The 12,957-nt window shown below is 65.9% G+C and carries 10 protein-coding genes; 3 read left to right on the forward strand and 7 right to left on the reverse strand.

The window, feature by feature from the left end:
- Positions 1 to 117 precede the first annotated feature (117 nt).
- From L6Q96_10380 to L6Q96_10390, 3 genes are all read right to left on the reverse strand, one after another.
- Positions 118 to 606: a hypothetical protein gene (locus tag L6Q96_10380; protein ID MCK6554970.1), complete on the reverse strand. Its 489-nt coding sequence runs from the start codon at positions 604 to 606 to the stop codon at positions 118 to 120.
- Between the two features lie 178 nt (positions 607 to 784).
- Positions 785 to 1,240 carry a hypothetical protein gene (locus L6Q96_10385; GenBank protein MCK6554971.1) on the reverse strand — a complete coding sequence of 152 codons (456 nt, stop codon included), beginning with the start codon at positions 1,238 to 1,240 and terminating at the stop codon, positions 785 to 787.
- Positions 1,237 to 3,531: a PAS domain S-box protein gene (locus L6Q96_10390; protein ID MCK6554972.1), complete on the reverse strand. Its 2,295-nt coding sequence runs from the start codon at positions 3,529 to 3,531 to the stop codon at positions 1,237 to 1,239. Before L6Q96_10390 ends, L6Q96_10385 begins: the two co-directional genes overlap by 4 nt.
- Before the next feature lie 393 nt (positions 3,532 to 3,924).
- On the opposite strand from L6Q96_10390, the gene L6Q96_10395 reads away from it, so the two are divergent.
- The 3 genes from L6Q96_10395 to L6Q96_10405 all read left to right on the forward strand — a co-directional run bounded on the left by L6Q96_10395 (position 3,925) and on the right by L6Q96_10405 (position 7,310).
- The gene (locus tag L6Q96_10395; protein MCK6554973.1) at positions 3,925 to 6,063 is read left to right on the forward strand and encodes an ATP-binding protein; all 2,139 of its coding nucleotides are present in this window, start codon (positions 3,925 to 3,927) and stop codon (positions 6,061 to 6,063) included.
- Positions 6,060 to 6,518 (forward strand): response regulator, encoded by a 459-nt coding sequence (locus tag L6Q96_10400; protein MCK6554974.1) that lies wholly within the window; start codon positions 6,060 to 6,062, stop codon positions 6,516 to 6,518. The genes L6Q96_10395 and L6Q96_10400 overlap by 4 nt, the downstream gene beginning before the upstream one ends.
- A gap of 162 nt (positions 6,519 to 6,680) precedes the next feature.
- The gene (locus L6Q96_10405) at positions 6,681 to 7,310 is read left to right on the forward strand and encodes a class I SAM-dependent methyltransferase (GenBank protein ID MCK6554975.1); all 630 of its coding nucleotides are present in this window, start codon (positions 6,681 to 6,683) and stop codon (positions 7,308 to 7,310) included.
- 172 nt (positions 7,311 to 7,482) lie between these two features.
- Here the strand turns inward: L6Q96_10405 and L6Q96_10410 are convergent, their stop codons facing one another.
- From L6Q96_10410 to atpD, 4 genes are all read right to left on the reverse strand, one after another.
- A complete protein-coding gene (locus L6Q96_10410) occupies positions 7,483 to 9,279 on the reverse strand; it encodes an HAD hydrolase family protein (protein ID MCK6554976.1) in 1,797 nt (598 codons plus the stop codon).
- A 97-nt stretch (positions 9,280 to 9,376) separates the two neighbouring features.
- Entirely contained in the window at positions 9,377 to 10,849 is a 1,473-nt protein-coding gene (locus tag L6Q96_10415) for a potassium/proton antiporter (protein ID MCK6554977.1), read from the reverse strand.
- Positions 10,850 to 11,088: 239 nt separating this feature from the next.
- Entirely contained in the window at positions 11,089 to 11,496 is a 408-nt protein-coding gene (gene atpC, locus L6Q96_10420) for an ATP synthase F1 subunit epsilon (GenBank protein ID MCK6554978.1), read from the reverse strand.
- A 17-nt stretch (positions 11,497 to 11,513) separates the two neighbouring features.
- Entirely contained in the window at positions 11,514 to 12,920 is a 1,407-nt protein-coding gene (gene atpD / locus L6Q96_10425) for a F0F1 ATP synthase subunit beta (protein MCK6554979.1), read from the reverse strand.
- Positions 12,921 to 12,957: the final 37 nt, after the last annotated feature.

The following is a 12,957-nucleotide window of genomic DNA, read 5'->3' on the forward strand; positions in this document are numbered from 1 at the left end:
AGTAGCCGTCGTCTTCTCAGGCGGCGTATCGAGGGACGATCGGTGGGCCACTGCCGCGTGCGGAATAGGAAGCGGGGCCGAACCGGCCAGCGTAACCGGCGGCTGCCCGCCAACGCGTTAGAGGGTACGCTCAGTGCTTCGCAGGAGAAAGACGAAGATCAGGACGTGAATTACCACCATCGCCGGGACGATGAAGGCAGGCACGAACCACGCGGCGCCAAGCTGAGGGGCGACCTGCATGCGAATGCCGCGGCTGACATTGGCGAGCAGATCGGCGAGCCCTACGAGGTTGAACAACCAGACCGTTGGAATAGCGAGGCGCCAGCCCGTTCGAAGTGAGATAAGCGCCAGCCAGGCGAGAAGCGTTGTGACCGTGTCGCCAACGGCGGTCTGCCGAGCGAAGGCGTCCGGCAGGCCCGGCTCGACTACGCCCGGGACCAGAAGGGTGACACCGACAAAGCGAAACGTCTGCGGGAAGACGAGGAAAGAGAGCGCCGTGGCGCGCGGCTTCGTCTGGAGCCAGGGGCGGACGAACCAGAACCCCAGGGCCGTGTAAGCGAGCAGGCTAAGCGCGGATTGAAATGCGAGCAGGCGAGCCGCTTCCATTCAATTCTTGGTTTCCGTCTATAGCTCGGCGGTCAGATGCCGTCTAACCCCAATGCCGGTCGGTCAAGAGCCGTCGTGCGCGCCGAGTAGGAACCCTTAACCGACCCGCAAGGCGCCTAACCCAGATTACTCGCCAATGTGACGCCGCCCCTCGATGCGGCCCCGAAAAAGAGCGGGCCTACTTGGGCGAGCGGGTCGGTTTCCTCCAATACGGGTTGTTTCCTTTCGTGCCGAGTAGCGCCATCTTTTCCGGAGCGTATCGAGGCGCACGGGAGGTCGTGAGCAATCCGGCGAAGGCGCTCTCGGGCTTGACCAGGCCATCGGCTCCCGCACGCAGATCGGCGAGCAAACGATGAACGTCGATCTCTTGCACGCAGATAGCCGTGTGGCCCGCCTCGGAGCGGCTGAAGTCGAGCGTCGCATTGATCAACGCACTCAGATCGCGAGCGCGGCGGACGAGCGCCTCCATGCCATCCATCTGCTTTGCCGTCAGCGGGTCGAAGTCGCCGCTCAGGAACAGATCGCCGTAGCCCAGGATGACGCGCGGCAATTGCCGGTCCGTGGCCTTCGACGCTGGTTCGTTCGGTACCGCGTCGGAGCGAGCTTGCCAACCGCCGCCGCCCTGATCCGTCATGATCGGCTCTCCGTTTGGCGCCCCTCGCCGCCGGCATCCGCAATGTGCGTCCCAGGTGCCGCCGCCTGCGGGCGGGACTCAACCGCGAAGTCCGCTTCGCCGAGTAACGGTTCGCCGATAGTGAAGGAGAACGTTGCGCCCTCACCCAAGGTGCCCTCCGCCCAGATCTCGCCCCCGTGTCGGTGAACGATGCGCTGGACCGTGGCGAGGCCGATGCCGGTACCTTCGAACTCGCTGGTCATGTGCAGGCGCTGGAAAGCGCCGAAGAGCTTGCCGGCGTATGCCATATCGAAGCCGGCGCCGTTGTCGCGCACAATGTAGACGGCATGGCCGTTGCGCCGCAGGGACCGGAACTCGATGCGTGCATCGTCGCGACGACCGGTGAACTTCCACGCGTTGCCGAGCAGGTTATCGAGGACCACGCGCAGCAGTCCGGTGTCGCCACGCGCGCTCATGCCGTCCTCGATTACCACCTCGACCTGCCGCGTCGGCTCGCGTTCACGCAGAGTCTCGACGACCGCCCGGGCCAGCTTACTGAGATCGGTACGCACGGGCTGCAACGGACTGCGCGTGACGCGCGACAACTGCAACAGGTCGTTGATCAGTTCCCCCATGCGGCGCACCGCCGCCAGGATGCGGCGCAGGTAGTCGTGGCCGTCTTCGTCGAGCCGCTCCGCGTTCGTCTCCGCCAGCAACTGGCTGAAGCCCTCGATGCTGCGCAGCGGAGCACGCAGGTCGTGGGACACGGTGTACGAGAACGCCTCCAGTTCCCGGTTCGCCCCTTCGAGTGCAGTCTGCAATCGCCGCTGCCGCTCCTCGGCACGCTTGCGTCCGGTGATGTCGAGAACCACGCCCTCCATGCGCACGGGACTACCGGCACCGTCGTAGTATCCCTGCCCCTTCGCAGCGACCCAGCGGGGACTGCCGTCGGGCCAGACGGCGCGGTACTCGACGTCGTACCCGGTTCGGTTACGCAAGGCGTCCTGCACCGCCGCATCCGTGCGTTGACGGTCATCGGGGTGCAGAGCCGCCAGGAAGCGTTCGTAGCTCATGGCCTCGTTCGGGGGCAGACCGAAGATCGCCTTACACCGGTCCGACCACACCAGCCTGTCGTTCGCGAGGTCCCAGTGCCACGTGCCGATCCGAGCCGCGCCCACGGCGAGACGCAGGTGTTCCTCGCTCTCAGCCAGGGCAAGCTGCATACGCTGGCGCTCGGCAATGTCGCGCACGACGGCAACCACCAGGCGGACATCGTCGGGGCGTGGGGTGTGCTGGACAACGACTTCGACCGGCACTTCGGTGCCGTCCTTGCGGCGGTGAACCGTGGCAAACGTGCGTGACGCGCTGCGTCCGTCGATCACCGGTGCCAGCATGGCGCGGAACGTCGCCTGGTCGAACTCGGGTTTGATGTCGAGCGGGGTCATGCCCAGTAGTTCTTCGCCCGTGTAACCGGTCTGTTCAATGGCTCCGCGGTTCACATGCGAGAAACGCAATGTGTCTGCATCGAAAATGAAGATCCCGTCGCGGGTATGGTCGAGCAGGTCCAGCGCTCGCCGCGCTTCGCGCGCCGCGGCGCGTAGAGCCTCCGCGGCGCGGTAGCGAACCCGCAGATCGCGGACGAGCAGGTAGTACACTCCGGCCAGGAGCCCCGCCATCAGCAACACGACGCCCGTAAACGCCCACGTGGCCACGGCACGGGGGGCGCGCAGGTGGGGGAGGATTTCCTCGAGGTGTTGCGCCTCTCGCCGCTCGATTTCTCCGATCCGGGCGCGGACGGTATCCATGAGCTGCTTCCCCTTGCCGGTCGCAACTCTCTGCAGACTCGCCTGCCCCTCGCCTTCTCGCCGGAGCGCAACCGACTGCCGCACATGGGCGATCTTTGCCCTAACAGCGGACTCGACGGCACCGCTGCCGAGATCGGGCCCACCACGCTCGGTGGCCAGCCGCTTCAGTACCTCCATCTCCGCATCGACGCGTTCGAGCGCCCGCCAATACGGCTCCAGAAACCGCTCGTCGCCTGCGATCACGTAGCCGCGGCCGCCGGTTTCGAGGTCCTGGACATGGGACAGAATGCGATCGAGCTGATGGAGAATTCGTTGAGTATGGATCACTTCGTCGGCAACCGCGAGGGATACCGTCCGGCTCCGATAGGCGATCAAGCTGGCGGCGGTCGCCGCGAGAAGAACCGCAAGGAATCCGGCGAAGACTTTGCGCTCGATAAGGCCCTTCCGCGGCACAACGCCGCGATTTCCGTGGGTGTCACCTGCTTCGACCGCAGCCAAAAGAGGCACGAGCCCCTCCTTCCCACGTCCGCGCCGTATCTGGAAACGAATTACGTTGGCGCGGCCCGTCTCAAACGGAAACCTGGACGACCTCCGGCTTCCTGTGCGCCGCTCTTACGGTCACCCGGCCGCGGCCGGGCTAGCTGTCGGTACCGTTGCATGTTGGACGTCCTGCGCCACCCCTGACGTCAAGCGCGAAACCTCACATATCGTCGCTCTTACGACAGGATGTGTGGACCGTCAAGCGCCCTTTGCAGCACGATTCCCGCGGCCTGAGCCACCCGCAGCGCGGCTTGACCGCGTGGCGGCTCGGGCAGTACGTATCGGGTAAGTCCCAGCGGGAAACGAAAGCGAGGTCGGGAGCCGACCGAACAGCGCCCGATTAAGAATTCGAGCCGCGCCGTGAATCCTCAAGCTGCCGCCGTCCTGATCGCTCTCGCTCTAGTCGCACTCGCGGCCCTGTTCGTCGTCGCAGTCATCACGGCCGGCGTTGCCGCGGCGCCGGTAAGCCGGCCGGATTTGCGGCTCGTGGCGGCGTTCAGGCGCGGCGCCGCCGTCGCCGCCGTATCGACGGTGAGCCTCGGCGTTGCGGTGTTGCTCGGTTGGTTGCTGGGAATCGGCTTCCTCAAGAACCTGGCGCCCGACTGGGTGGCCATGAAGCCCCTGACCGCCATCGCCTTCGCACTCGGCGGCTTCGCGCTGTTCGTGCTTCGCAGCGATCCTCCGCACTCGAACGTGCGTCGTGGCGCCGGAATGGGTGCTGCGGCGCTTGCCGCGGCGATCGGTCTGGGGACGCTTGTCGAGTATGCCACCGGATGGGATTTCGGCATCGAGAACGCCATCTTTCCGGAGGGAGCGGACGCGGTAGTGACGGTGAAGCCCGGTCGCATGTCGCCGGTAACCGCGGCGAACTTCTTTCTGCTTGGGATTGCCATTCTGGGCAACGACACGCGCTCCGCGCGCGCTCGCATGGGGGTTCAGTTCCTCGTCTTCGTGGCCCTCCTCGCCGCCCTGCTGGCCACGGCCGGTTATCTGTACGGGGTCGCCGCCCTGTACGAAGTTGCGCCCTATTCGTCGATAGCGATGCACTCGGCGGTGGGGTTCCTGGTGCTGGGCGTAGGCGTGCTGCTCGCCCGGCCCGATCGCGGATGGATGCGAGCGGTGGTGGACACCGGACCCGGCGGTCTGCTCCTGCGTCTGGTGGTGCCGTCTACCGTGGCGCTACCGCTCTCTCTCGGATGGCTGCGGCTCCTGGGGCAGCGGGCCGGACTGTATCCAACGGAGTTCGGGCTGGCGGTGATGGTGGTCGCCAGTACGCTTGGCTTCCTGGCCCTTGGCTCGTGGATCGCGGGTTCGCTGAATCTCGCCGACGCACAACGGGTGGCGGCGCAGGAACTGAGCGAACGGGAACGGGCGTTCTCGGATTTCGTGATCAACAACCTGCCGGGCATCTTCTACTTGTTCGACGAACGCGGTCGGTTCCGGCGGTGGAACAAGAACTTCGAAAGGGTCAGCGGCCGCTCCGCGGCGGAGCTGGCCGCGGCCGACCCGCTGGACTTTTTCACCGGGGCCGATCGCGACCTGATCCGGGAACACATCCGCAAGACCTTCGTGACCGGTGGCACGGTGGTCGCCGCGGACTTCACCTCGCGCGACGGCACCCGCACGCCATATGTTCTCACCGGGGTGCGGATCGAAATCGACGGCATGCCTTTCTTGGCGGGCATCGGACTGGACATCAGCGAGCAACGGCGGGCGGAGAACGAGATACGCCGATTGAACGCCGATCTCGAGCGGCGGGTTGCCGAGCGTACCAGGCAGCTTGAGGATACCAACCAGGAACTCGAAGCGTTCTCCTATTCGGTGTCGCACGACCTGCGTGCTCCCCTGCGGGCGATCGACGGCTGGGCGCACATCCTGGCCGACGAGTATGGCGAGGCCCTGGGCGAGGCCGGGCGTGCGCTGCTGCAACGGCAGCGTGCCGCCAGTCAGCAGATGGCCCGGCTGATCGATGACTTGCTGCGACTGGCGCGTTTGACCCGGCAGGCCATCCAGTGCCGTGAGGTAGACGTGTCCGAGCTGGTGCAGCGCGTTTGGCAGGATCTGCACCCGGACCAGCAGGGGCGCGCCGAACTCGTGCTGCACGACCTGCCCCACTGTTACGCCGACCCGTCGCTGCTGGAGCAGGTCTTCGTCAACCTGCTCGGAAACGCGGTGAAGTTCTCCAGCGGCCGCGCGCGGCCGCGTATCGAGGTCGGTTCGCAGCCGCGCGCCGACCACGAGGTCGTGTACTACGTCCGCGACAACGGCGCCGGTTTCGACATGCAATTCGCCGACAAGCTCTTCGAGCCTTTCCAGCGTCTGCACAGCGCGCACGAATTTCCCGGCGTCGGTGTCGGCTTACCGATTGTCCAACGGATCGTTCACCGTCACGGCGGCAGTGTCTGGGCCGAAGGAGCGGTGGACCGGGGGGCGACCTTCTATTTCAGTCTACCGGTTCGGTCGCCGGAAGCGTATGATGGCGCGGAGGTTGCCAAATGAGCGACAAGATCCTGCTGTTGGCGGAAGACAACCCGGACGACGCGGATCTGACGATCCGTGCGCTGAAGCGGCACAACATCTTGAACCAGGTGGTGCTGGCACGAGACGGCAGCGAGGCTCTGGACTACCTTTTCGGAACCGGCGCATACGCGGGGAGGGATACGTCCGTACAACCGGCGCTGGTGCTGTTGGATCTCAACCTGCCCAAGGTGGGAGGGATGGAGGTCTTGCGGCGTCTGCGGGCCGATCGGCGCACCGCTTTCGTGCCGGTGGTCATCCTCACGTCTTCGAAGGAGGACCAGGACATACTCGATGCGTATCGGAGTCGCGTGAACAGCTATATCCGTAAGCCGGTAGACTTTGCGGAGTTTGCCGAAGCCGCGCGGGTTCTCGGGCTGTACTGGCTCCTGCTGAACGAAACCGCAGGATCGGGTGGCGGCGGAGAATCGATCTGAGTGCGGTGTTGCTCGCGCGGTCGACGCGGGCCGTGCCGTCGGGGACCCCGCTTGACCCAGCGTTTGCACGGCTCTTATAAATCCAACGTCGCGATTGCAGAGCGTATCGAACAAGTTCCCGACGCCTCCCCGTGGAGGCGAGGACCGATAGAGACCTTTTGCGTGTCCCGTCCCGCCCAGATCAGTTTCCTGTCGCATGTCGCCGCCGCTTACGATCCGGTAGTAGCCCGGCTGGGTTTCCGCGGGTTGTGGTGGGACATGGCGGACCATGCGGCGCCGGTGCGAGGGGCTCGTTGTCTCGACGTTTGTACGGGTACCGGCGGCGTGGCGCTTGCTCTGGCGGCGCGCGGCGCGCGGGTGGTGGGGCTCGACCTTGCGCATGGCATGTTGCGCCGGGCGGTGCGCAAAGCTCGTGGGCACGGTTTCGACGGCCGGGTGCGGTTCCTGCGGATGGACGCGCGCAGCATCGCCTTTCCGGACAGCTCGTTCGACCTGGTGACGTGCTGCATGGCGCTGCACGAGATGTCCGAGCCGGAACGTGAGGCGGTGCTGGCGGAGATCGCGCGGGTGGCGCGCGCGCGCGTTGTGGTCGCGGAGTATCGGGTGCCGCGAGCGGGGCTGGCGTTACGTCTGTTCAGTCTGCGTCACCTCTTCGAGTACATCGAAAGCGACGACTTCCCGGCCTTCGTGGGGCGCGACATGGGGGATCGGCTGGAGGCGGCGGGCCTGGCGATCGGCGACGTCAGGGATTCAGGTCGATACCGGCTCTGGCGCTGCCGCGTACCGGCGTGACCCGGCAGGCCGGCGGGGGGACCTGGCGGTTCTTGACCGGAGAATCCGAGGGGGCGCGGTACACCGGGGGGACGACCGCATCCGGCCGCCCGATGGTCGCGGGCGGACCGGGTTGGGCTAAGTTCGGTGCTGTCCAGTCAGACGCGCGGGTGTCTCCCCGGAGCGTCTTCTCTTACGTGCGGGCGCCACGAGCCCCCGGCCCGCCAGCCGGTTGGTCCGTGAGTGCGGCGGGGGCGGATGTTTCGTACCGTTGCTCGACCGCCGCTAGCAGCTCGCGCCGGCCAGCCTCCCTCTCACGTGAGGATCGGGCGCTGGAGATACGTGCCTCGCTGCGGCGGACAGCTCCCGCCAGCACTCGATCCTGAATTACCTCGGTCACCCAACGCGAGAAATCGCCGAAGGCGGCATGGTGTTGCAGGGTTCCGGCGGTCGCGCGCCGCACTTCCCGGTGGAACTCCTCCATGTTGCCCGCCGCGGCGCCCGTCAGCCCCGCGGGGCCTCGGAAGTAGAAGCGCCCCTCTGCCGGCAATTGCGCACTGGAGTACTTGTGCCAATGGCGCACGTGCGCCACCCATCGCGGCGCGAAGCGTAATCGCTCGATCGGAGGCTCGGCACCAACCCGTACGAGGATGGCCTCGCCGAGGCCGACGCCGTGGAGTTCTTTCCCGAGCGACATGGGAGCCAGCCCGGTGGCAGTCGACAGCGCACCGACGGCAACCGGGTCGATGCCGTCCGGGCCGGCAACCAGGAGAACGTAATCGACGCTACGAGTAACCAGCTCGGCGAGCTCGTCCGGCCGGTACGTGACCAGGCAGTGCCCCCGCAGCCGTTCGTCGAAGCCCGCCGATTCGCACGCCGCGCCGAGCGCCGTGTGCGCCTCGTCGATGATCAACCAGTGCGGCATGCCGCACTGGGCCCGGCGCCTCTCGAGAAAATCGATGGCTCCGAGCGTCCAGGCATACTGCTGCAAAGCGGGGACGAGCGACAAGTCTACGACCACGCTGGTGCCGCTCTGTTCGAAAATGCGCGCCAGATCCTCGACTGCCGGAGCGTGGTCGTGCCCCCCAAGCGTCACAACGTTCGGGAGGCGTCCCAGCGGTGCGTGGTCGCCCTCGGGGTCGATCACGCACACTACGTAGCCGAGCTGCACGAGCTGCTCGGCGATCAATCCCGCGGCGAACGACTTGCCACTACCGGACCCCCCGGTCACGACGATGTCTACCGCCGCGCTCGGCAGCCGGACCGGCGCACCTTTGGATGACCGACCGAGGGTGATCTGCCAGCGCCGTCCCGCGGGCGGCAGAGTCGCCTGCAAGACCCCGTCACGCAGAAACCGCATCACGCCCGCCCCGTTCGGCTCGCTCAACACGAGGTCCGCGCGCGCCTTCACCGTGTCGACGGCGTTTTCCACTGCCACCCCCAGTTCGCACGCTTCGAGCATGGCGAGGTCGTTCTCGGCATCGCCGATGGCGATAGTGCTGTGCGGGGAGATCCCGAGCTGCAGGAGCGCATAGCGCAAGCCGGTCGCCTTCGAGACCCCGGCGGGGAGTATCATCAGTTCACCGCGGTTACGCACGAGCTGGCAGTCGGCACCATCCTCGCGCAGGGAGCGCAAAATCGCCTCGGCGTGGGTCGCGCCGGCTGCAACGATAACGTCGCCACGGCGCCAGTGGATGCCGAGCCGGTCGAGGGCCGCGTCCACCTCTGCCGGGACGGGTGACACGAGCGGCATCGCCAGGCTCCCCGTGGCCACGACCGCACCGTTCTCCACCACGAGCAGGTCAAAGTGATCGGCACAATCGGGGAAGTCTGTGCGCAACTCGGTGAGGATGCGCCCGGTGACGAGAATGCATCGGCAGCCCCCGTGACGGACGGCCTGCAAAGTCTTTAACACCTCTTCCGAGGGTCGGCCGCCAGCATTGAGTGTGCCGTCGTAATCGACCGCTACCGCCCGGAAATAGGCCCGCATCGCTCCGCCTCTGTCGACCCGCCCGATTCGTACGTGCGGCCCGGGTCCCCGTCAAGGCGCGAAGGCACGTCCTGCCGATCCGGCAGAGGGACCGGCTTCACTCCGGCGCGGGTTTTCGCTGCGACAGGAGCGCGGTAACGCTTGCGGCCGCCTCCGCGGTGGTCAGTACCAGAACGACATCGCCTTCTTGCAGGACCGTATCCCCGCCGGGGACAATGAAACGTTCTTGACGGCCAATCAGAGTTACCAGACTGCCGGCAGGGAAGGGCAGGTTGACGAGTCGCTTCCCGGCGGCGGCGGCCTGCGGCGGAACGATGACTTCGAGCAGGTCAGTGTCCACGCCCTCGATCGGATCGAGGGTGATGGGGTGGGCACGCCGCGGCGGTGCCGGGGCGTGCACCCCCAACAACCTGGCCACCGGAACAATCGAGGTGCCCTGCACCAGAACCGAAATCAGGACGGTGAAAAAGACGACATCGAAGATCATTTCCGATCCGGGAATACCCGCAAGCAGCGGAAACGTCGCCAGAATGATCGGCACCGCTCCGCGCAATCCGACCCATGCCACCATGGCTTTCTCGCGCCGTCGCAGGTGGCTCGGGGCGAGGGTGAGGAAGACCGCCAGTGGCCGCGCCACCAGCACCAGGAACAGTGCCGTTAACAGCGCCGTGCCTGCAACCGGAAGCAGCCGCGACGGGAACACCAGCAAGCCGAGAGCGAGAAACATGACGATCTGCATCAGCCACGCCAATCCGTCATGGAACTGCTCGACGCTCTTCTTGTGGATGAAGCTGGTATTGCCCATGACGATGCCCGCGACGTACACCGACAGGAAGCCGTTGCCGCCGAGGGCCGTGCTGATGCCGTAGGTCAGCAACACGAGAGACAGGGTCAACACCGGATACAAACCCGTGTATTCCAATTGGATGCGGTTAACGACGCGCATCGTCAGATGGCCCATGCTGAAGCCGATCGCGGCGCCAAGGGCCATCTGTCGCACGAACAGCGGTCCGATATCGAAAACCGATGCTGCCGGTTGCACCAGGAGGTGCAACAGCGCCGTGGTGAGGAAGACCGCCATCGGGTCGTTGCTGCCCGACTCGAGTTCGAGCAGGGGTTGCAAGTTTCCTTTTAGGCTGACGGCGCGAGCCCGGAGGACCGCGAATACGGCGGCCGCGTCGGTCGACGACACGATCGCTCCGAGCAGGAGCCCATCGAGCATCGAGAAACCGGCGAAGGCCGTCGCGAACGCGCCGAGCGTTACGGCGGTGAGCAGCACTCCCAACGTCGACAGCGCCAATCCGGGCGCGAGGACCGGCCGTACGCTCGACCAACTTGTGTCGAGTCCGCCGCTGAACAGGATGACCACGAGCGCGAGTACGCCGAGCAGTTGGGCCACCCACGGATCGTTGAAATAGATACCCCCCGGCCCGTCGGAACCGGCGGCCATACCGAGGGCCAAGAAGAACAGCAGCGCCGGGATTCCCAGGCGCTCCGATGCCTTGCTGGCCGCAACCGCCAGGAGCAGCAGCAGCGCCGACCAGATCAGGATGTCGGTGATTTCCGGCATATCGGCGGCCGACCGGGGTCTGACCTTTGTAAGTACGCGGGATCTCTACCGTTCGCCAGAGTCCAACCTTGCGGTTTACGACCCGTCGTTGGTGGAACTCGCGGTGCGGCAAGGACTAACACCTGCGGCCTTCGATCGGCAGCCGATCGAGATATCTCCCGGCGTCGCGGTCCGACCTCGCGCCCTGCTCGAGGTCGGGGTTGGCCCACCCAGCGGCGCTCGCCCTCACGGCGGATTCGCTAACGTGCGCGGACGGCTTCGATGCGGGCTCTGGCCCACTTCACTGCGGCGTCGGCCGCCGCATAGGCTTCGTCGGCGGGGGCGAGATCTCTAGCCTGTGCCTCCGCGGCGCGCAGTTCCTGCTCGACCGCACCGGCGTTGACGTCCTCGGGAAACGCCGCATCGTCGGCGAGTACCGTCATGACGTTGTCGGTCACTTCCGCGAATCCACCCCGCACCGCAAGGCGCGACTGGCCGCGATCGGTGCGGTACCCCATCACGCCGATCTCGAGCGAGGTCAGCAGCATCGCGTGATCGGGCAGCACCCCGATCTCCCCGAGCGAACCCGGCGCCGTGACTTCGCGCACCTCTTCGTCGAGGAGCTGGCGGTTCGGCGTTACCACGCGTAACTGGAACTTGTCGGCCATCGCCGTACTCCCGCGGCTCAGCTCGCCAGCCGTTTCGCCTTCTCCAGCGCGTCCTCGATCGTGCCCACCATGTAGAAGGCCTGCTCGGGTACGCTGTCGTGCTTGCCCTCGACCAGCTCCTTGAACCCGCGAATCGTGTCCGGCAGTTTCACGTAGGCGCCCTTAATGTTGGTGAACTGCTCGGCAACGTTAAACGGCTGCGACAGGAAGCGCTGCACCTTGCGTGCCCGCGCCACGATCAGCTTGTCTTCTTCGGACAGCTCGTCCATGCCGAGGATGGCGATGATATCCTGCAGGTCTTTGTACCGCTGGAGGACTTCCTGCACCTGACGCGCGGTCCGGTAGTGATCCTCGCCGACGACGTTGGCGTCGAGAATGCGCGAGGTCGAGTCGAGCGGATCGACCGCGGGGTAGATGCCGATTTCCGTCAGCGCACGCGACAGCACGGTCGTGGCATCGAGGTGCGCAAACGTGGTCGCCGGCGCCGGGTCGGTGAGATCGTCGGCGGGGACGTAAATGGCCTGCACCGAGGTGATCGAACCCTTCTTCGTGGTCGTGATGCGTTCCTGCAACTCGCCGAGGTCGGTTGCCAGAGTGGGCTGATAGCCGACGGCCGACGGCATGCGCCCCAGCAGAGCCGACACTTCCGAGTTGGCCTGCGTGAATCGAAAGATGTTGTCGATGAAGAGCAGAACGTCCTTGCCCTCTTCGTCGCGGAAGTACTCGGCAACGGTGACGGCGGTGAGACCGACGCGGGCGCGGGCACCGGGCGGTTCGTTCATCTGTCCGTACACGAGGGCGGTTTTCGAGATGACTCCCGACTCGCGCATTTCGAGCCAGAGATCGTTGCCCTCGCGGGTCCGCTCGCCGACTCCACCGAACACGGAGTAACCGCCGTGTTGCGTGGCGATGTTGTGAATCAATTCCTGAATGAACACGGTCTTGCCGACGCCGGCGCCGCCGAACAGTCCGATCTTCCCGCCGCGCGAGTACGGCGTGAGCAGGTCGACGACTTTGATGCCGGTCTCGAACGCCTGCACTTCGGCGGCCTGGTCGACGAATCTCGGGGCCGGGCGGTGGATCGGATAGCGGGTGACTGCTTCGATCGGCCCGGCCTCGTCGACGGGTTCGCCGATGACATTGATGATGCGGCCGAGCGTCTGCGGACCGACGGGCACCTTTATGTTGTCGCCCGTGTCCTGCACTTCCATGCCGCGCACCAGTCCCTCGGTGGCGTCCATGGCGACGCAGCGCACGGTGCGCTCGCCGAGGTGCTGTGCGACCTCGAGCACCAGGTTCCAGGGTTGGTCGCTGATGGCAGGATTCGTCACCTTCAACGCGTTGTATATGGCCGGCAAATCGCCGCGCGCGAATTCGACGTCGACTACCGGACCGATAACCTGTGTGACGCTGCCGACATTCATGCCCTGTATCCCTGTCCTTTCCCTATGATCCTTGCCG

The sequence above is a fragment of the Candidatus Binatia bacterium genome (assembly GCA_023150935.1).
In the GTDB taxonomy this organism is placed as follows: Bacteria; Desulfobacterota; Binatia; order HRBIN30; family HRBIN30; genus JAKLJW01.

What these genes read in the sequence shown, in the direction of transcription:
- L6Q96_10380 (MCK6554970.1), bottom strand. Translation starts at nt 606, where the DNA reads ATGGAAGCGGCTCGCCTGCTCGCATTTCAATCCGCGCTTAGCCTGCTC.
- L6Q96_10385 (MCK6554971.1), bottom strand. Translation starts at nt 1,240, where the DNA reads ATGACGGATCAGGGCGGCGGCGGTTGGCAAGCTCGCTCCGACGCGGTA.
- L6Q96_10415 (MCK6554977.1), bottom strand. Translation starts at nt 10,849, where the DNA reads ATGCCGGAAATCACCGACATCCTGATCTGGTCGGCGCTGCTGCTGCTC.
- atpC (MCK6554978.1), bottom strand. Translation starts at nt 11,496, where the DNA reads ATGGCCGACAAGTTCCAGTTACGCGTGGTAACGCCGAACCGCCAGCTC.
- L6Q96_10410 (MCK6554976.1), bottom strand. Translation starts at nt 9,279, where the DNA reads ATGCGGGCCTATTTCCGGGCGGTAGCGGTCGATTACGACGGCACACTC.
- atpD (MCK6554979.1), bottom strand. Translation starts at nt 12,920, where the DNA reads ATGAATGTCGGCAGCGTCACACAGGTTATCGGTCCGGTAGTCGACGTC.
- L6Q96_10400 (MCK6554974.1), top strand. Translation starts at nt 6,060, where the DNA reads ATGAGCGACAAGATCCTGCTGTTGGCGGAAGACAACCCGGACGACGCG.